General features: G+C 25.3%; 15 protein-coding genes. 11 read left to right on the forward strand and 4 right to left on the reverse strand.

The features are described 5' to 3' along the window. The first annotated feature begins 1,507 nt into the window (after nt 1–1,507). The 3 genes from QIA00_RS05170 (at nt 1,508) to QIA00_RS05180 (ending at nt 4,488) form a co-directional block, all read left to right on the forward strand. A complete protein-coding gene (locus QIA00_RS05170) occupies nt 1,508–2,317 on the forward strand; it encodes a complement regulator-acquiring protein (RefSeq protein ID WP_421114476.1) in 810 nt (269 codons plus the stop codon). 183 nt (nt 2,318–2,500) lie between these two features. Then, nucleotides 2,501–2,710: a complement regulator-acquiring protein gene (locus QIA00_RS05175; RefSeq protein WP_421114491.1), complete on the forward strand. Its 210-nt coding sequence runs from the start codon at nt 2,501–2,503 to the stop codon at nt 2,708–2,710. Nucleotides 2,711–3,396: 686 nt separating this feature from the next. After that, entirely contained in the window at nt 3,397–4,488 is a 1,092-nt protein-coding gene (locus tag QIA00_RS05180; protein WP_421114477.1) for a hypothetical protein, read from the forward strand. Nucleotides 4,489–7,828: 3,340 nt separating this feature from the next. Here the strand turns inward: QIA00_RS05180 and QIA00_RS05185 are convergent. From QIA00_RS05185 to QIA00_RS05200, 4 genes are read right to left on the reverse strand one after another with little or no spacing between them, the layout of a single operon-like run. Further along, the gene (locus QIA00_RS05185; RefSeq protein ID WP_421114478.1) at nt 7,829–8,416 is read right to left on the reverse strand and encodes a chromosome replication/partitioning protein; all 588 of its coding nucleotides are present in this window, start codon (nt 8,414–8,416) and stop codon (nt 7,829–7,831) included. A 45-nt stretch (nt 8,417–8,461) separates the two neighbouring features. After that, nucleotides 8,462–9,199, reverse strand: coding sequence for a ParA family protein (locus tag QIA00_RS05190; RefSeq protein WP_421114479.1), 738 nt, complete (start codon nt 9,197–9,199; stop codon nt 8,462–8,464). Then, nucleotides 9,172–9,762 (reverse strand): DUF226 domain-containing protein, encoded by a 591-nt coding sequence (locus tag QIA00_RS05195; protein ID WP_421114480.1) that lies wholly within the window; start codon nt 9,760–9,762, stop codon nt 9,172–9,174. The genes QIA00_RS05190 and QIA00_RS05195 overlap by 28 nt, the downstream gene beginning before the upstream one ends. After that, a complete protein-coding gene (locus tag QIA00_RS05200) occupies nt 9,755–10,747 on the reverse strand; it encodes a plasmid maintenance protein (RefSeq protein ID WP_421114481.1) in 993 nt (330 codons plus the stop codon). The genes QIA00_RS05195 and QIA00_RS05200 overlap by 8 nt, the downstream gene beginning before the upstream one ends. Nucleotides 10,748–13,154: 2,407 nt before the next feature. Here QIA00_RS05200 and QIA00_RS05205 point away from each other — a divergent pair. The 8 genes from QIA00_RS05205 (at nt 13,155) to QIA00_RS05240 (ending at nt 20,722) form a co-directional block, all read left to right on the forward strand. Continuing rightward, nucleotides 13,155–13,964 (forward strand): tetratricopeptide repeat protein, encoded by an 810-nt coding sequence (locus QIA00_RS05205; protein ID WP_421114482.1) that lies wholly within the window; start codon nt 13,155–13,157, stop codon nt 13,962–13,964. A 58-nt stretch (nt 13,965–14,022) separates the two neighbouring features. Beyond that, the gene (locus QIA00_RS05210) at nt 14,023–14,805 is read left to right on the forward strand and encodes a hypothetical protein (RefSeq protein ID WP_421114483.1); all 783 of its coding nucleotides are present in this window, start codon (nt 14,023–14,025) and stop codon (nt 14,803–14,805) included. Nucleotides 14,806–14,852: 47 nt separating this feature from the next. Further along, a complete protein-coding gene (locus QIA00_RS05215; RefSeq protein ID WP_421114484.1) occupies nt 14,853–15,893 on the forward strand; it encodes a hypothetical protein in 1,041 nt (346 codons plus the stop codon). Between the two features lie 58 nt (nt 15,894–15,951). Beyond that, nucleotides 15,952–16,647, forward strand: coding sequence for an ABC transporter ATP-binding protein (locus QIA00_RS05220; RefSeq protein WP_010257267.1), 696 nt, complete (start codon nt 15,952–15,954; stop codon nt 16,645–16,647). After that, on the forward strand, nt 16,640–17,869 hold the full coding sequence (locus tag QIA00_RS05225; RefSeq protein ID WP_421114485.1) for an ABC transporter permease: 1,230 nt from the start codon (nt 16,640–16,642) through the stop codon (nt 17,867–17,869). Before QIA00_RS05220 ends, QIA00_RS05225 begins: the two co-directional genes overlap by 8 nt. Then, complete coding sequence (locus QIA00_RS05230; protein ID WP_421114486.1) at nt 17,859–18,587, forward strand: hypothetical protein; 729 nt, start codon at nt 17,859–17,861, stop codon at nt 18,585–18,587. Before QIA00_RS05225 ends, QIA00_RS05230 begins: the two co-directional genes overlap by 11 nt. A 139-nt stretch (nt 18,588–18,726) precedes the next feature. Then, a complete protein-coding gene (locus QIA00_RS05235; RefSeq protein ID WP_421114492.1) occupies nt 18,727–19,647 on the forward strand; it encodes a hypothetical protein in 921 nt (306 codons plus the stop codon). 277 nt (nt 19,648–19,924) lie between these two features. Next, nucleotides 19,925–20,722, forward strand: a complete 798-nt coding sequence (locus tag QIA00_RS05240) for a hypothetical protein (protein ID WP_421114487.1) — start codon at nt 19,925–19,927, stop codon at nt 20,720–20,722. The last annotated feature ends 1,185 nt before the right edge of the window (nt 20,723–21,907 follow it).

Genomic DNA, 21,907 nt, shown 5'->3' on the forward strand with positions numbered 1-21,907 from the left:
ATATATATAGCTAATAGTATAGATATTTTTATCTTCCCTTAAAAGTCATAACTTTACCTATAAAAGGCAAAACTTTAACAGAGAAAGAGCAAATTTTAATTTTTTTGCTCTTTCTACATAAACTCGCATAATGGCATTATCTATTCTCCAATATCATAAAATCAAACATTAATCTACAATTTTTTAGGATAGTATTTTGCTTAAGCTTTGTTTTACTAGCCTTCCCTAGTAAGGCCTTATATCCAGGAAATTTCCAATTTTAGAAAATTTATTATACAAACTCTATACTTATAATCCTATTCCAACTAAGCTACATTTATACAATATAGAATTGTATTCTAGATGCTTCAATATAAATTCTCATATGTACTAGAAAAAATATAGTATTTTTACCTAGCTCTATCTTTGCATTTCATCAACTTTAAAAGAATTTATAGTATATTGACATTATTATTATTAAGTTGATAACTTTAATCCATTTGCATTTATTAAAGAAACACTTGAAAGAATAGCAAAGGGCTATTGAAGTTAGAATTCTGGAAATGAACACAAGGTTCAAAACAAGAAAGCATAAAAGTGTATGCCTGAAATCTCTAATAACAAGATGCTGTTGTTAGAGATTTTTTGAAATTCAAAATGATCAAAGAAGTGCCACTTTTAAACTTTATATAATCAATCTACAATTACATAATTGTGCTAATTGCCTTTTTACTAAAACTATTTCTTCTATAATGATATCGAAACATCAGCATATGTTTGTTAATAATTTTTTTATTTCTTTTATAAGAATCATGATAACTTCAATAAAAGTTCCCATTTTGGTTATAAAATCCAACATAAATATCTTATTTAGCTTTTCTTACATTCATAGTATTTGAAAATAATTTTAATAAATTCACCAGTATGGATCTTCGTACAGCTAAGTTGATACTACTTACAAGGAGGCTAACTAACCTTACATTTTGATATTAACCACTTTCATTAAAATAAAAATATATGACATTTCTGTAATCAGCATATAAAATTTAAAAATTTCCTAAATTAATAAACAATTTCAAGTTTTAATATTACCAAAAACCTTACTTAGCACACTTATATCATATAATCAATATAGATATTTCTAGTATCGCTTTAATAAAAGATAAAAAACTTAATAATATTGTTAATAATCTCTAGATAAAAAAAATAATACTTGAGGCCAATATAAAAAATCTACAACCCACATAAAGGAAAAATACTACAAAACTCTCTTTATCTACTAAATTAAGTCTATTAATATAAACAAAAAATCAATATTTTCACTTGATATTTTTTAAAAAATGGGTTAATTCTTCTCTTTTTTTTTATTAATACAAGCTCATCAAAGCCCAAACCAAAAACACTAAGTAGAAATTAAATCTTTAATATAAAATAAGTTTAATATTATTTGACAACATTATTAAATTATAATATTATTATTTTGTAATAATATTATAATTTAATAATTCAAATTTATAAGGAGAATGTTTTGAAAAAAACTAAATTAAACATCATTAAACTTAAAATTATTGCAGCAATATCAACTTCAATTTGCATATCATGCACACCTCTTGGCAAAGTTAATCCAAACAAGCAAAGCAGCCGTACCACCCCTAGAAATCCCCAAAAAACAAAAAGCCTTAATAATTCAGAAAACCTGGCAGAAAATTCAACAAAAAATCCAGCAGAAAATAATCAAAATCTCAAAAAGGAATATCAAAATCCAAAATATTCAAATCAAAGTCCTCAAGGAAAAATCACAATCTCAAAATTAGACAAAATTGGTAAAGATCTGAAAGTTCAAGAAAAACAAGAAGATATACAAATAGCTAACATTGATGCACAATATGATTTCCTAGAAACTTTTAAACTTCAACGACATGATGTTTTTATGCACCGTGAAAAAATGAAATTAAAAAGAATAATTTACTCATCCCTAAATTATGAAAAAGAAAAAATATTAACATTAAAAGAAATCCTTGAAAAACTTGATAAAAATTTCAAGAACCGACGAATAGCTGGTAAATTTCTAGAAACAGCTAAAAATATTCAACTTCAAATAGAAGACACGCATTTAAAAAAAATACAAGATGCATTACACACTCTAAGCAAAGAAAAAGCCGAAGAGTTACTACAACACATAGAACTTGATTTAAAGATAAGGCAAAATTTTGCAAAAACCCTAAACTCAACCATTGATGCTTATAGTAAAGATTCCAACAACCTTAAAACCAATGTAGAAAATCTAGCAACTCACATAAAGGATAAATACTACGAAGTTCTTTATCTACTAAATTAAATCTATTAATCTAAACAAAAAAATAATATATGCTGCACTTGGTATTTTTTTAAAAGAAAAGTTAATTCTTCTCTTTTTTATTCATACAATCTAAGCCTAAACCAAAAACACTAAGTAGAAATTAAATCTTTAATATCAAATGAGTTTTATATTATTTGATAATATATATAATAATTTAATAATATTAAACTCAACATTATTACAGCAATATTAACTTCAATTTGCATATCATGTGCGCCTCTTGACAATGCTGATCCAAACAAACTAAACAGTCGTACCACTCCTAAAAATCTAAAAAAACAAATAGCTACACCAATTAAGAAAATCCAGCAAAAAATTCAACATTTTGATGTAATACCGACAAGCATTCTAGAGACCACAATCGTATTGTAGATAAAATTACTTATAAAGAAGATAAAAAAACTTTATCATAGCTCAATATGCTGCTGCCTTAAAGTTCTCAATTTTTTGATTCAATTCCCAAGAAATGTCACTTATTTTTGCAAAATCTTCCAATTTAGTTTTTACTATTTAATACTATTTTAAATGCCTTCCTACAACCAATGACAAATTGTAATGAAGCATGATAATCAAAAATATTCTCTTTTTTATTTTCTTGATAACAACTTGAGAAAGCCCATCTGCTGTTTATTTAATTAAACCATTCAATTTTCTACTCTTTATCACAAATTGCAAAACGCCTACTATTTTTTATAAATCAATAACTATCTAATTTAATGCAAGTATCTTATCTCATGTCTTCTTCATTGAATTTTTAAATGGGTTGCCAAAAACTTGATATACCATTATAAAAATTACAAAAAATCAATAAAAATTAACCAGAACTCTCTACTATAAAAGCAAAAACGCCAATAATTATAAATTTAATAAAAATGCAAGCCTTTTTTATTACAAATAGCTTACAATAAATCTTTTTAATTTTTAAAACTCTTTTTTCATCAATTACTAAAGAAAGTAAACTTGCAAATTAAATTGTGCGTATTGAAAGCGGATTTGAAATTTTTTATAATATTTACATATAATAGCATTACGTATTTTAACCTGAAGGAGAGGAATATATGAGTAATAAAATTTTCTATATTTCAGTGATTTTAATTTTAATGGTTGGTTGCGATTGGAAGGCTATTGCAGATAAAAGTATAGAAATTTCTGATAAACTATTAATAAAGGATAAAGATAAAACTAAAAATCAAGATAGAATAGAAGTGAATGAAGATAATTATGTATCTAGAAATAATACATCTATTGATGGTGCTGGTATTGCCAGTTTAGAACATCTAATCAGCGTAGATTTAATTAATCATTCACAGCAAGTCATCGAACCTATGATCTCAAATAATAAAACTATCGCTCCTCAAGCAAGAATAGATTTAATGAACAACGTCAATGTTGATCAAATAAATCCAAAACCAGCTCAAAGTTTAGAAAATCCTTTACACAATGCTACCACCGAAGTTAATATAGAGCTTTTAACGATCGAAAACCAAGAAAGGATTAGCAAAAAGACTTTACCTAGTAAGTTAGAAAACTTAGAAGGCTTTCTAGAAACACAGTATGAAAAGGAAGCTTTTAAGAAAGCCAAAGCTACACAAAGTCTCATTAGCAATTCCAATATAGAAAAAGAAATTGTTAAGTTTAAAGAAGAATATTATAAACTTTATAATTTGTTTGGGAATATGCAAGAAAAATTTCATAGTCAAAGGAATTCATTTATAAGGGATACTAAATTTGGGGAAAATAGGAAAAAAAACACAGTTATATTTAGATCTTTTTCATCTATAGAAAAAGAAATTAGGAGTTTGAATCATAAGTTGACCGAAATCCAAAGTAATTTTCAAATCTCAGATGATAGCTGGAATAATGCAAATTCTCTTTTAAAAGAATCTATAGAAAAATTAATTCAGGCAATTGAAAAAAGACATAACAATGAAGGCAGAAAGCAAGGTCAAATTGGGGGACCTGCTAATAGATGGGATAGAAATCAGGCTGATAATTTTGCTAAGGACGCAAAGTATAAGGCAGAATATTCGGCAAATGCCTTAGAAAATGCAGCTAACTACTTTAGATACAGTTGCTCAAATAAAAAAGAAGCTAAAAAGCTATTAGAAGAAATTGAAAAAAGATTTTTACGAATTGGTATACATATATAGGTAAATTTGAATATTTTAAGTTTCATTCATAATATCAGACCATTACTAATATTATGAATATTTTCTTGTGATACATAAGTTACAAAAAACCTAAAAACACCTGGGCTTTTGTTTTTATAGATACGACATTTAGGAACAAGGTTATATTACATGGGCAACTAACATTTATCTAGAGATTTGATATGCAACAAAGCCCCCTTGGCAACACCAACATCAAACCCACAAACTTTTTAAGTATATTATTGTCATTAAATTTAATTAACTCAAGAGATAATTAAAACATAATTAAATTAGAATCAATACATATTTGTATAAATATGTATGTATAATTAACTTTTTTAATTAAAAAATTCTCTAAAAACAAAAGCTATAAAATAGCATTGTTCTTTCCATTTAATGTAAATTGCGGTTTAATAATCTTTGTTTATAATAGCTAAATTTTTTATTATAAAAATATATTTTAAATCAAACAAATTGTCCAAGCTTCTCAAAGCTTCTACATATCAAAAACCAATAGGCGGGCTTTAAATTAATAGATACAATTCAATAAAGAAGAACTCTCACTTAGTAAAGTGTTGTTTAAAATTTAGATATTTTATTAACAAACAGTTTAATCAAAGCCTATTCGTTGAAATTGTTTAAAACTTGATTGTCAATAAAAAGTTTTTCTGCAATTAAATTTTTCAAATTTCAAATCTAATTGAATTTGCAAATCTAATTTAAAGGGTACTATTTTCTATTAATATCATCTCTTTCATTGTAAATAATGAATAATTCTTTATTCTTGACAATTATAAGTTCGTCAAACTTGTCAACATAATTTTCTGCTTTTTCCCATATGCATAGCACCAAAAACCGGCAATCTAGTATTTCTTGGATTGAATATAATAAATAAATAACTATAAATCATTGGCGGATTGCTATAATGGATTGCTATTAAAAATCAAAGTGATATGGCTCTTAAATGGGAATGATAAGGCTTCTACAATAAAGGAAAATTTTTAAAAGGATGTTTAAGATAGGGCTACTAAAAACACTCAAGGTAATATGATCTTAAATAAAAAAAAGAATGCAGTTTTTAAAAGAAAAACGAAAGGAGTTCTAAAGGGAGAAAAATCAACATTATTTATACATTAAATAGAATGGTTCAGGACTTAGGAGAATCTTTAAATAACAATAAGTCAAATGGAAATGATATGGGAAAGGAATTGCCGGTGTTCAAAAAACGTATAACAGATTACATGATTTACCGTAAAACATACAAACTGAATTTTATAGCCAAAAGAATTAATTTTTAAATGGTGTTAGAGCTGAAAAAATAAGAAAAAGAATCAAATGCTATTTAGACCTATTTCCTCTATAAATGGAAAAATTAGGAATGCAAATTATATATTGAATGAAATCAAAAATAAATTGCAAAATGCTATTAATAACTAGAACAGTACAAACACACTTTTAAAAGAATCTACAGAAGAATGAGCTTTGGCAATTGAAAAAAGATATGCTAATGGTGCTGACAAAAGCATTCTCAAGTTTGAAAAGTTGCTAATCATAGAGACATAAATCAAGTTAATGATTGTGCTAAAAGAGTAAGAGCTAAAACAGAACATTTTATAACTAATTTAGAAAATACATCTAATGATATCGCTGGCAGCCCTCAGCCTCAAAAAAAGCTGAAAAGTTGCTTATATAACATCTAACAAAAATTTTACCGTATTGGGTTTATCATAAATAATATGGATTTGGGAAACTATACATATTTAAAAACATAAGAAGATACAGATGGAATTTAATCGAAAAATCTTTTAACTTTCTTTAAAAGCATTGCCTTACCCTTAGTAATGAAATTAACAAATTGCTATTCTAAATAGCAAAACAATTTAATAACAAACTGATAACACAGCCCTATTAACATTAAAATAACTTTAAGGTTTTTAATAACCTTAATTCTTTCTATTTGATTTCATTTCTTTATTTTGCAGTCTATGACAAAAAAGTAGTAAAGCAAGCAAATAAAAAGCTTATAAATATTATATTCACTGAAAATATCTATCTTATTCCTGAAATATAAGAGCAATATATTTCTATTTAGTATAAAATATGCTTTTTGTTAAAAATATTTTTTTATTTTTTTCTTTTATCTTTTTTAATAAAAAAATATTATACAAATAATACTAAAATTCGAACTTCAAAACAAAAAACTTATAAATACTTGCTCACAACTTAAAAAATTAATTTTTGAGAATTACAACTTTTCTTACTTAAAAAAGGCTAATATTAAATTATTATAATTTGCACCAATATTTTACTTTTCAAAGCTGTAGATCATCAGCACAATAAATAAGATTTGCCTTTATATACCATAAAGTTTAAAAAACAATAATATTATTAAAATCTAAAGAATTTTTAGATTTTAATATCCGCTATTCAATTTTTTTATCAACCTTTTTATTTATATTGGCAAGTTATTTTTATTGATAATAATAAATACATTAGTATATTTGGAATTATATATTTACTATTTTGTTTATTAGATATTATAGAAGCGTGGATATTTAGAAAAATCAAACATTAAAACTATAATATATATATTGATTTGACTATCACATTCCTATTATCAGGTTAAATAATAATAGTTTTATATATTTACATATATATTACTATAATCATATTTTTAGTAATTTTAATTTCTATTTATTCTAATGTTTTAGAATATTTTTTCAAAAAATGTAGATTCAAGGGCTTTGATAACTATAACTTTTATTAAGGATACATTGTCTCGCATATTTTCATTTTTAGCAATAGCTATATGTTCAATTTTAACAATTTTATAAGTGCTATAAATATGCCTGTTTTATTAATGTTTGTTTTTTTGTAAATTATCTATTGTTGTAACGTATAAATTTAAAAATAATAAAAAGCCAAGAAATGGGTATTATTAATATCTTTAAATCCCCCTAAATAAATAAAAATAAATAACCAAGTGATATTTTAAACAAGAAAATCATTAAGGACATAGCTTTTAAATTAAATTGGGGAAAAGCTTAAATCTGTTATTATTAATAGTTAATAGTTAATAGTTAATAGTTAATAGTTAATAGTTAATAGTTAATAGTTAATAGTTAATAGTTAATAGTTAATAGTTAATAGTTAATAGTTAATAGTTAATAGTTAATAGTTAATAGTTAATAGTTAATAGTTAATAAACACCTTTGATTAAAATTATATATAGCAAAAAAGCCCAATATGGGCAGTTCCATTTACAACGAACAAATAGTATAGGAAATTAAATCCTAACCGGATTAAATGTTATCATAATGTGCATTATAAATCAATAGATTTATTTTTTATTTTTTTCATACTCAATTATAAGCTCAGATAAAACATCTCTCTTTTCTTTATAAATTCTTTCAATAATAAAATATAATCTTTTAGTATCTTGTTTGCAGAAATTATATAATTCTTTATCCTTTACTAAAATTCTAATAGGAATACTTTCATTAACACCTTCAGATTCACTATGGTTATCTTCGTTTAAAAAATTTTTAGCTTCTATATCTCTTAATACGGCCTTAAAGCCCACTTCTTTTATTTTATCAATAGACACTTTACCCTCTAGAACTTTTTGATAAATTTTTAAATACCTATAAGCTTGACTTTTTGCAACTTCAAAAGATTTTATGAAATCATTAAAACTAGCAAAACCATCGTATTTATATAATTCTTTTTGTTTAATTTCATATAAAATTTTCATTCTTTGAATTTTATTATTAATATCATCTTTTAAATTATACTTAAGTTGTTCTTTTAGATTATTATAATTTACTAGCTCTTTGTCTTGATCCTCATTTAAACTTATTTCTTCGTTGCAATTCCCAAAACGATTACTAAATAATGCTTCTTTATCTTTTTCGGCTTTTATTTTCATTTTAAACTCCTTTTTTTATATTCCCCCGGGGAATATAAAAAAATGTTATAAATCTAAGATATTTTTTAATACATTTTTTGCTTCTTTATAATATTTACTCTTTATATCTGGTTCCAAACGATTAATTATAAAAACCTTTATGCTATTATAATAATGAATTTTACCTTTTATATAATTACTATATCGTCTATATAGAGCATCTTCAACCTCTTTAAGTATATTCCTATTTTTAATAAATTGATTTACAACAATAGAAATATTGTAGCTTTTATCTGTAATTTTTTGCATTAATATTTCTAAACTTTCTATTGACCATGTTTCAGGTTGAACTGGAATAACAATGTGATTTGTGGTATTTAATGCATTTTTTAAAATAAAACTAAAGCTGGGAGGAGTATCAAGGAAAATATAATCAAAATTATGGTTTAAAACATTTTTATCTAAACAAAAACTCAATAAATTTTCCTTATTATCTAAATTTTTATCATTAAATTCATCGAGAAAGGGGTGTGATGGAATTATAAAAATATGATCATTAATTTTGCTTACACATTGATCAAAATAAACATTGCCTATTAATAAATTATAAATGTTATTTTTATCAAAATTAAAAACATATTTTCTAAAATATGAAGTTAAAGCATTTTGTGAATCCATATCAATAAGCAACACTTTTTTACCCAAATCCTTTAATACATAAGAAAACAGTATTGATAGGGTGCTCTTACCTACACCCCCCTTAAGATTTGCTATTGTTATGATATTTGATTTTTTTCTATCCATTTATATATTACTCCTTTATTTTTTAGCTTTTTACTGTAAAATTTATATACGGTATTTTCCATTCTTTTTATATGTTCTAAATTAAACTTATAATATTTGGTACTTTCTTTGTCTTTTTTTCTTAATAGCGTTCTAAGAGACTGAATATAACACTTAATAGACCCTTTGCTAAATTTAAATTCTAAATAATAAAGTTTTTTTATTACATAAGATTTATTATTTTTTCTTAAAAAAAAAGGCTTTTCTAATTTGTCCCATCCATATTTTATTCCTAAAAACTTGTTGCCTTCTTTTAGGGGGAAAAGATTAAATAAATAATAATTTTTTTTATTATTAAGTTTTTGGAAAGTTAAACTTAACTTATTATCTTTATTGGCAATTCTAAATTTTACTAAATATTTAAAAATTTTTGTATAATATATTTTTTTATTATCTATTTCTTCAATTCTAAAAAAGGCAGTTCTTTCTTTTGTTTCTTTATTTAGATTCTTGTTATATTCCGCCTCTTTCTTACCTGTCATTTCTTTTTTTCTTGCTTTTAGTTTTTCTAGTAAATCATTCAAACTTTAGCTCCTTTTCTAAAATTTTATTTAGAATGTTGTTGGCTATTTCTTTTACATGTCCGCTAAAATTGGTTTTTTTATTTGTTTTCCATTTAGAATGGTACAAATCTTTGAATTCTCCTGCAAGTAAGTAAAAGTCTGTTTTATAGGGAGCATATTTTTTCATAAAGTGAATTTTATCTTTATATTCTTTAAGTTTGCTTAAAAAGAAAAACAAAATATCTTCTTTTTTATAGTCATATGATAAATAGTTTAAGAAATCTTTGTAATTAAAAAGTGTATTTTTGTAGGTTTTCTCTGGATTTTTAGTGTTTTTTGCGATATTTTTAATCTCTTTGGTTATTTCTTTAGGTAATTTCAACCTTTTTTCTAAAGTATTTTTTGTAAATTCTTTTTTGTTTTTCTTTTTTATTTTTTCTTTAATATAGGATTTTTTAAAAATATTTTCAATAGAATTCTTATTATAGATATTGTTATTACGATTTATATATACAGTAACATTTTTAGTTACATTTTGTATACCGAGCCTGTCTTTTTCCTCTTTTATTTTTCTATATAGGCCTGCTTTATAAGCCTCAAAATAAGCAGCGATTAATTTATATGCAATAGGCGACACCCTATATATACATAATTTTCCTTTAAATTTTCCTAAGTTATTTGAGAATGTTAATATTTTTTTTTCAATTGCTTTTATGTGAATTAAAAATCTTAGGTCTTCTCTTAAGGTTCTTATTACAGTTGGTTTATAGCCCTCTTTACTTATATTAGAGTTTAAAACTCTAAGTATATCTATTTGATGATGAGGATAAAGCTCCTTGAGTTTTTCAGAATTAAAATGAATTCTATATATTGAAATATCATATTTTTTTTCAAAACTTTTATTTAAGTAATTAATTACTGAAATAATTTTTTTGAGCCTTGAATCTTTTGAAAGTAGTTTATTGGTATTGGTTTTGTGGTTATGGTTAAGCAAATTTAATGTCATCTTAATCTCCTATTTGTTCGTGTAAATAAGTATTATTATGTATAAAATATGTAAAAATTTCAATCTCTATTTTTTAATATTTTTTATTATTCATAGATGATATATTAGCTTTAGGTTTTTTATGAATTATTTTATTGGAATTGTTCTATATTAAGAAAAGTCAGCAAGTTTTTCTATGTTTTAAATTTATTGAGAAGCAATACTAAAAAAAATCTAAGAACATCCAGAACATTGTTTATTTTGGTATTATTAACAGCAAGTTTGATCTTTTTAAGATCATATTTAAATAGATTTAATCAACTTACTAAGAATAACTTTCCCATTATTTTATTTTGCTATTTTAATGGTAACTTTAACAAAAGATAGCACAATAAAATTATTGTATTGTGCTAGTAACGATTTCGGCGGCCATCTTTAAAGGCTTGAATTTTAATTAACTTGAATATCAAAAAGCAATAAAAGGAAAAAGAGGGAGTTACTAGAAGCATTGGCCAGGGAAGAAATAAGGCAGCTACTTGGTTTATTGAGTAAAGGGCATAAAGCTTTTTATTAAAATAGGCTTTTAATTGAATTTGCTTTTAATGCTAGCATGAAATGAAAATATTTAGATCTATTAACTGGATTGATATAGGGTGTAGTGCTGGTTAGAAGCCATATAAAAAAGGTAAAGCTGATAAAGATAGAATAGTGTTTTGTTTTAAAGGCCCATTAAAAAAGGTAAGCGAAATGCGCTTTAAATTTAGTTTAAAAAATAATAGCTATACTTTTCAAATTATAAATAGCAGTCTCTTTTATAGGGCTCGACTAGCTGGCATGATGACTAAAAATTAATATTTTTTAAAAAAAGAGGGTACTCTCATCTATTTTGTCATACCTTTTTAACAGGTATTTATCAAGAAACCAAAAATACTTGTCTTGTACAGGAAATTGCAGGGCATTTAGATTTTTAACCACCATGATTTATACTTATATATTACCCAGTATTAAAAATAAGTTCTCATTAAAAAGAATAAGATTTTGTATTAATAAGAGTATTAAAAATTAGTTCTCATTAAAAAGAATAAGATTTTGTATTAATAAGAGTATTAAAAATTAGTTTATTAGATAATAAAAACACTATATAAAGGAAATACTTCATGCTAAGCTTATATACAAGAATGTAATATTATGTATCATAAAAATAAAAAATATAATCCTAAAAAGGAGCGACGGAAATACTTATTTCTTTGTTTTATGAGGTCAAGAATATATAAAAAAGATTTTCTAATAAATTAGAGTAATTAAATTTATTTGATTTTTCAGCAATCCAAAAAAACTGAAAATTGGTTTAAGATTTTAATAGAGATTTTAGTAATTTAAAATAAACAAATATACTAAAAAGAAATATAAGAGAAGTAGATAACAATGGATTTTTGGTAGGAGCAAAAATTTATTTGTATATTTTATTTAAATGTGTTTTATTAATATCAATTTTAGTTTTAATAAAACAAAGAAAATCATCACTTATGTTTTTATTTATTTTTAAAAAGAAACAAAAAGCTTGTCTGTATATTTTTTAAATGTAAAAGATTTAGTTTCTTTAACATTTAAAGAATTTCTAGAGAACTTTTTAAGATATTAAAAATATTTAGATCTTAATTTTTCTAAATTAATAATTTAAAAAGGCTTTTTGTTTCGTATATTATTTTTGTCTTAATCAGTATAGAATCTATATTCTATGCTATTTATTAATATGTCGAAGTTAATTTCATATTTAGAATGAATATTGTAAAAATAATCTAATAATTAATTAAAATGCTTTTCAAGATTTGCCTTGCAATATATTGGCTTCTAATAAAATAGCGTGTTTTTATCTTTAAAACAAAGAACATATTCAACTTTTTTCATTTTTAATAATTCCAATTACAACTTCAGTCTGGATAAATGAAGGATCGGTGTGACAATAGTGCCTTGCATCTAAAAATGGATTAATAAAAAATTGTTTTGTTTAGGCTTAATTTTTAACAATGAATTTGTATTTTCTCACTCACATCTTTTATTTTTTATAAAATTCATATTTAAAGATTTATTTTTGCTTGACATACATAAATTTTATTATTAATAAATTTGAATAAATATTGATTTTTTAGTTTCTTCTTTATAAGAAAAATTAATATTTATTAATAAGTAACTTTTCTTAAATTTTAAAAATTCAAAAACATTTACTTATAAACATTCTTTTTAAAGTTTAAATGTTGAATTATTTAAATATGATAGACCGTTTGTTTTTTAAAGTATGGTTGTTTTTGTATTGGGGTAAGATCAAATTTCAGAAATGAGTGTACAGTATTGAATTTATTTTTTTTATTATTTTTTCAAAAAAATTAGAATTTATTAAGTACTGAACTAAAGTTTGAATGGGGTAATTATGAGAGAAATTAGTTGTTGTTTTTTATTATTAACTTTTAGTGTTGTTTGTGTATATTCATTTGATGTTTCAAGTAGAAAATTTTATGGCATATTGGAAGGTTATTATTCGGGCAAAATTGAGGAATTATCAAAAAAAAATGATGAAGATGCCTATATATATAGGTTTGATAAATTTAAAGAAACATTGAGCGAAATGAGTTCCGGCATCAAGTCATATTTTGTTAATCTTGTTGATTACCAAATTGCCAGACTTCTTCAGAATAAAGAAGGAAGAAAGAATTCTTCTAAAAGTTATTCTGTTTTAAAATCCACTCAAAAATCTCTTTTAGAGTTCATTGCATCAACAGATTTTAAAGGTTTAGAAAAAACCATTCAAAGTGATATTTACAGGATCTTAGGAGATGTTAATTTAATGCTTTTGAGGTATGCGGGGGGTGCAGCTTTAAGCAGGCTTGCAAATGAGGCTAGAAAATATTTTGAAAAGTCCTTAAAAATTAATAGTAAAAACTCATTTGCCAATACTTCTCTTGCAAGCTGGTATTTATATGCTCCAAGGGTTGCAGGGGGAGATCCAAATAAAACTTTGTCATTTGCTCAATTAGGGTTTAAACATGGTCAAACAGATGTGGAAAAATATTTCGCAAATATATGGATAAGTCAAGCTCATTTCCTTCTTAAAAATGAAAAAGAAAGCCTTAAATATATACTCAAAGCCGGTGAAATATTTCCCAACGGAGCTTTTCACAAGATAGTTCTAGAACAAAACAAGGCTGGAAATTTGTTTATGGATTTTCCTATAAAAAATTAGTTGAATAAGAGGTTAATATAACTCATTTAAGATTTATGAGTTATGAGGTAATTTTTATATGTTAAGGGCATTGTTAATTTTTTTGGTAAATATTAACCTATTTTCTTTTGAAAAAGAGATCAAAGTATATATAGATAAAATAGAAAGTGTTCATACTAAATATTGTTCTGGTAATTTTGAGTTTGATTTTTTTTCACCCGATAAAATTTTTACAAATGAGCTTCAAAGCATAGAGAATGTTATTTTAATGAAATATAGAAGGGAAAGTATTCAATATAATTACTTAAATTTACTTATGTCTTTGGTTTTGTGTGACGTTTCTTACTTAATTAATGATCCACATAAATACAATGATTTGATTCAAAAACTAATTCGCAATTATAATTGTGCTTTGAAAATTTCTTTAGAAGATGATAATGTTCCAGCGGATTATTTTATAGCATTGGGAGAGCTTGCTATAAATTTAATACCGCACAATAGGAAAGGATTGTATTCTTATTTTGTTAATGCCAAGAGGCATTTAGAAACAGCTTTAAAAATAGATGGTGATAACGTTAAGGCTTTTATTCCCCTGTCTATTTTATATACAGTTAGAGTGTCAAATAGAGATTTTTATAAAATTCTATTTGCAAAAAGCTATATTGATAGAGCAGAAGACAGCAATCTTAATGATAGGCAAAAATATTTGAAAGAATTAGTGAAAAGTTCTTTTTTAATTCGTACTAATAGAAGATTGGAAGCAATTGAATGTTTAAAAAAAGCCACAGCCATATTTCCTAATGGAAATATGGCTGTATTGGCAATTGAAAAATTAAAAGAGGGTAATTCTTTCTATTATTAGAAAATCATTTAGAATTTAATTTCAATGCAGGAAGATTGAAGGTATTCATGAAAAAGTTTTTATTTTTAATATTGCCCTGTTTTGGGGTGTTTGCAAATGAGTTAGATGATGAGCTAGGTGATTTTGTAATACGCGGAGTGGATTTTGAATTTCGTCTTGATTATCTTAGTGTTCCAAATAATTTTGAAAATAATTTTGATTTTATTTTGAACATTAAGGAAAATGATTCAAAAATTTCACCTTTTTTTAGATTAGGAACCGATTATTCTAAAATGTTTTTATTTGGCGCTGGGCTTGCTTATGATTTTAGGAAATTTTTTTCTAAGGTATTTTATGAAATTAGGATTCCGTTTATTTTTGATTCTAAAAATATTGAACATATTGGTAATTTTGAGGTTGGTTATAATTTTGATTATTTAAGACTTGAAAATAGATTTAGATCGGGATTGATGAATCATTTAATCAAGGAAACAGAAGCTAATGTTGGTGGGTCATATCATAATGCTTTAACCGTGGAAAACACGGTTGCCATTTTACTTCCAATTTATTATTCAGAATTTCAGAGAGCAGATATTAGAACGTCTTTCTTATATAAGTATTTATCAGATAATAATGAACAGTTTTATAGAGTACATTGGAATTTAAAATATCTTGTTTCTATTCCTTTTGGAGAACTGGGATTTAAGGCCGATCTTGGAGTGGCAGGCGATTTTAAAAAGTCTTCGTCTTCTATCTTTGAAACCGGATTTGATTATAATGCTTTAAATTTTTATGCTTTGACTATTCCCAAAATGGATCAAGACAGTCTTTATTTTAATGTTGTTTCTAATTTTGGATTAGAGTATAGATTATTTTTCCTTGAATCATTAAGAAATCTTGTTTCTGATTTATTTTTAGTATTGTCCGCAGATATTGGATATGGGATAAAAGAGGATTTGCTTTTAGATAAAGGAAAGTTTCTTTATATTTTGGGTTTTGGAATGGGTTATAAATTATTTAAGGAGGTTCCTTTTGTTTTCAAGGTTGGCATTAATCAGGATAAAAAATTATCATTTGGATTTTTATTAAGTTCAATAATTTTTGAGTGATATTATTTTGGTAAAGCTTTTTAAATTTTATGGTTGAATTTGAAATATAGGAGGTTTTGTGGGGAATGTTAATTTAGATTTAAAATTGGTTAATAAAAAATACAAAATCGGACAAGAAATTATTCATGCAAATAAGGATATTTCACTTAATTTAAAATCAAGGGATATGGTTTGGATTTCAGGACCTACGGGGAGCGGCAAGACAACTTTAATGAATTTGCTTTCTGGAATAGATTCTCTTGATACAGGGGAGATCCGCTTCAACTCAACTCTTTTGAGTTCAATGAATGAAAAGGATAGAACTTTGTTTAGAAGGTATAACGTAGGGTTAATCTTTCAGCATTTTGAGCTTATCCCAAGTCTTACAGGTTTTGACAACATTTCATTGCCTCTAAGATTCTCAAGAGAAAGTGCTAAGCGATTAAAGTCTAAAGCGGAAGAATTAATAGAATTTTTCAAACTTTCAAAGTTTGTGAATAAAAAACCTAGATATATGTCTGGAGGACAAAGGCAAAGGATAGGAATAGCAAGAGCCTTTGTTTATGATCCCAAATTAATAATTGGAGATGAAATAACTAGTCATTTGGACAAAGAAACAGCTATTTTTGTTTATACTTCAATACAAAAGTATCTTAAAGAGAAGAATGCAATTGGGATTTTTGTTTCTCATGACTATAATTTAAAAAATTTGGCTAATAAACTTTATAGAATAGAAGATGGAGTGCTGTCTTTAGTGGGAGGTGAGTGTGTTTAAATTGGCTTTTTACAATATCTTTAGAGATTTAAGGCGTACAATCATATTATCTTTACTTCTAGCAAGTTCTGTGGTATTTTTATTGGTTTTTGTTGGATATATGAACTTTAGTAGAGAGGGGATGGAAAAGAGCTTTGTTAGTTCAAGTGGCCATATTCAAATTGCGAAAGAAAATTATTTTAATCCTAAATTTAGCAACCTTAAGAATGGGCTTTTACTTGAAGAAAAGGATATTAATTTGATACGGAATGAAATAGCTAGTTATGATGAATTACAATCTACCAATTTAATAGTTAATTTTGATGGCCTTCTGGGCAATTCTTCGACAAGTAACCCAGTTTTTGCATTTGCCTATGAAGATCCAGATATAATTACAAGCAGCCTATCTTTATTAGAGGGTGAGCCCATTTTCCACGATTCTAATGCAGGTGAGTTTTTGCTTGGTAGTAATTTGGCCGCTTCGTTTGGTATAGAAAAAATAACAGAAACCAATTCTGATCTTACATTAATGACAAATTTGCTCGGGAGAGGTTTGAATTTCCAAAATATTAAAGTTGCTGGAATTATAAAATTTCCATTTTCAACAGCAGATAATATTTTTGCAATTACTACTATTAAGACTTTAAAAGACTTGTTTGCATTTGAGGGTGGAGCACATGTGATCCAAGTATTTTTAAAGGATAGTTCTACCTTAGAGACTTTTAAAAAGAAATTAGATAATTTTAAAAAAAATAAGGGGATTTCATTTGATTATAATGACTGGTTTGAGATTAATCCTTACTTTAAATCTGTTTTAGGGATGACTAGAACAACATTTATGTTTATATTGGTCTTAATATCTCTTCTTATATTTATTGCATTTTTCCAGATAATGACAGCATTAAGCATTGAGCGCACTAGAGAGCTTGGTACATTAAGAGCAATTGGTTTAACCAAATTGGAACTTTTTTACTCTCTATTTTTAGAAATTGTTATTATTTCTGTTGTCAATATTGTTGTAGGAGTAATATTGGCTTATTTTGCTAAACTTTTTATTCAGTTTCAAAAAATTAGCTTTACTCCTCCAGGCTATTCAGAAACATACTACATCAACATATTTTATTATACTAGTGATATAATATATGTTTCAATTTTCATGTTAATTCTTGCTATTTTTTCTTCTATTTTGCCATTTAGCAAAGCAAGTAAGAAATCGGTAGTAGAGGTAATGAATGATGCTTAAGATTTTTGTAATTGTTTTCAATTTTTGTGTTTTAAATTTGTTAAATGCTGGAGATGGGAAAAGTTTAATAAAAGAATTTGAAAATTTATATTATCCCCAATTAAAAAATGGAATTTATGCTTTCAAAATGAATTTTAAAATTAACGTAAAAAATAATTTAGAAGAAAGCGTAGGGCTAAGAATTATTAATGTTGATAATAAGGATGTGCGTTTAATTTATATGTCAGGATCAAAAACGGATTTTGCCTTTTTATCTATTAGGAATAAAGGGCATTTTATGCTAGGAAGACAAGCCAAGATTCCAATTAAGGTAAGCTCATCCTATAAAGTTAAGGGCTCATCTGAGCTTAAAGATATTTTGGGTTTAAATTTCAATACAGATTTCGTTTTATTAAAATCCGAAGGTAATAGGGTTGAATTTCAATCAAAAGAAAAATCAATATATCCATTTGTAGATTTATTAAAAATTAATAAAAATGATTTTAAAACTTTACACAAAGACAAGAAATTAAAAATTCTAAAAGAAGTAATTTATAGAAAGGGAAATATTAAAGGAATTGATGCTTTTGTTTATTTTGAAATTGAAGATAAAGCTTTTAACGATTCTAGTACCAAAATTTATGTGGAAAATATTATTAGTACTAATCTGAATAACTCTATTTTTAGCTTAAAAGGATTTAATAGAATATTTGATTTATATTCAAGGTATATAAATTGAGAGCGTAGAGGGATAGTTAATATTGGTATTTTTTAAAAAATTTTGTTTAATTCTTTTTTTGGCTTTACCTGGTTTTTTGTTTTCTGAATCCTCTTTGTTTTTAAAGGAGCATTTAGGATTCAAAACAAAATTCTCTTTATTGTTGCCCGATGAAGATAAAAAAGATTTTTTTGGTACAGGAGCTTTACAATTTGCCAATGAAGCTTATTTAGGATTTTTATTAAACTATAAAATATTAGAATTTGGCATTGCACCTTCTTTTATTGTGCAAAATAATGATCAATATTTTAGTTTTAATAAATTATTCTTCAATTTAAGCTTTAATGATTTTATTTTTAAATTAGGTAGGCAAAATTATTATTTAGGAAATGGATTAATTGAAAATATTGTTTTAAAAAGGACCACAATAGAACCAGAATGGTTTTTTGAGTTTTATTATTTTATTTCTAATTATTCTGTCTCTTTGGGTTCTATGTTAGACAAAGAAAGCCTAGATAAATTTTCATCTCCCAAATATTTATCCCCATGGCTTTATTTTCAAGCATCTTTTAATGAAGTTGATTTACTTGCAATGGTTGAATTCCCATTTAACATTGAAAATAAAACTTTTGATATTACTGTTATTTTTGATTTTTTATTTGAAATTTATAGTGGAGTATTTTTTTACTCTACGTTAAGACAAGACCTACTTTGGTCTAAAAATTATAAATTTGATGATGATGACAATAGATTTTTGCTTGGTCTTAGATATTATATTAGCTTTGAAAATGACTTTTTTAATGATTTGTCAATAGTATTTGAGAGTTATTCGAAGAATAATAATTATTTTTTGGGAGCTGGGATCAAACTAGCATGGATTTATGAGCTACTCCAAACGACGGTTTCTTTAAGAACCAATCTAAATACTCATTCCTTGCAATTCTATTTTGAAAATAATTTTTTAATTCTTAAAGAATATTCTTTAAAGGTGTCAAATATATTGGAATTTAATAAAAAGATAAATCTTAAGGATACTCCTTTTTACAATATGTTTAGCATTGAACTAAAAATTGAATTATAAGATTTCTAGTTGGTATATTATATTTTTTCATGTTATATTCAATAGAGTGTATTATGAAGCTGGGCGCAGATAAAATTATAAGGCAAAAAGATAGATATTGTTTAAAAACTTAAAAACATAAAGTTAACAAAGAGTATAAATATAACAAATAATTTGGAGTTAATTTAAATTTACATTAATAGATAAAATAGGTAATCTCAGAAAGATTAAATGTCGGATAGGTAGTAATCCCAATAAAATGATGTAAATTACTCTTGTAAAGAGAGGTTTAAATATGATGAAAATATATTTATATTTGTTTAGTGTCTTTTTAGTAGTGTCTTGTAAATTATGGTATTCAAATTTAAATGACACCATGGGAAAAGGTGATGGCCACTCGAACCCTAAGGTTGTGGGTGTAAAAGGTATGTTGGAATCTACATTGGAAATTAAAGCCTTAAGTAAAGATAATCCTAAAGATATGGCTGAAAAGGTTAGTCTTTCTGCCAAGGAATCTAAATATAAGGTTTTAAGTAGTAAAAAGGAGAATGCTAATGCTAAGATAGCATTGGGAGATGCTCCAGCACTTGTAAGAAATATTAGAGAATCAGCCGAAAAGCTTGATGAAGCTGTAAAGCTATTGGTAGCTTCAGGATATGGTGCCTCATCCCCTCTTACAGATAATATGAAGGTTGGAATAGGTAGAATACGCTTGTTAGACAAGATATTAGGGGTCGTGGATTCAAAAATAAATGAGATCGATAATGATAATTTTGGAAGTATCTGCGAAAAAATAAAGGAAGTGGTAGATGAATTTAATAAGAAGGAAAAGGATGAGTATGGTTATTCTATAATGAGCTTGAATTCTTATTCTAAGACAGAAGGAAAAGATTTGGTTAAGAAATGTATAAATGAGTTGATGAAAGATGTAGACAAATACCTTGGCGACGTTAAAGGTAATGGCAATGGTGTTTGTGGTGAGTTGTTGCAGGACGCTAGTGCATCGGGACAGTTTGGTGAGTCATTGAAATTGCTAAGCGAAGCTGCCAGTGCTATAGCGGAAGCTTGTAAACGACTTGCTTATGATATATTATGAAAATAATCATTTCTATTTATGTACTAATTAGTGTTGTATTTATATAGGTGATAAGTTAAAGTACATCTACTGTACTTTAACTATTGTTATAATTTTCCTTTAAGCTAAAATAATACATCACCACTGATCTAAATATTAGAAATTAAATCATAAATGGATATGTGCTAATTTTTTTCTTGATTAAACTAATTATGAGATCTGACTTATTCTTATTAAAATATTCATAATTCATTTATAGTAAAAGATTTATTGTAAATAAATTTAAATAAAAGAAGGTAAAAAAATCAACACTAAGCCTCAAACCATAAATCGCTTTAAAACAAACAAAGCAGAAATAGAATAATCCAAACCGTTAAGTAGTATCAAAATTGTCGACTCTCTTCTTACAATAATATTTATATCCGCTTTTAAGCTATTACTATTAAGCATATGTAGGTAAATAACTTTACAGGAAGAAATCTTTTATGTTTTGTAAACCTTAAAATTAATGGATTTTTCATTAGTTTTAACACTTCTTAATTATTTGTTCAACCAAAATATATTTGCCAACTTTTTTATCTTAGTATGATTCAGTAAGTCCAATAGATAGTGTTATTATGTGCAAATGTTATTTTAAATAATTTTAGTCTGGTAATATTAAAAGAGTAGCTCTTTAATAAAAAATCAAATGTAAATGTTTACTCTGAAAGCCCCAGAGACTAGATAATGGGATTAAGAAAAATCCGATAGTTCTTATACATCTTATCACATGGAGTTTGTTGTAATTTATAATTCATTTTTAAATTAAATGAATTATAAAATGTTATTTTTAATGGAATAGGGGCTAAAATATATACGATCAACCCCATATGTTGTCCCAGGAGGATTTGGGTCCTTAATCGTGGCTTATTTTTAAATATATAATAATGATATTAATGCTAAGAAAAAAATGGTTTAATATCTTGTACGTGTAGCAAATGTTTCCAAAATTAGCATTAATACTGCTTTATTGATAAGGGTTTTAAAGATATGCCCTATTTATTTTTTTAAAAAAGCCATATTGAGCAAATTTATCAAATAATAATAGAATAAATGATTACATGAATGTCTTGTGTGACAAATATTTTTATATACTTATATGTCTATTTATATCCTATAAAAAATAAAACATAATAAAACATAACCAAAATAAATTATGTATACAAA

This window comes from Borreliella americana (assembly GCF_032595795.2).
GTDB lineage: Bacteria > Spirochaetota > Spirochaetia > Borreliales > Borreliaceae > Borreliella > Borreliella americana.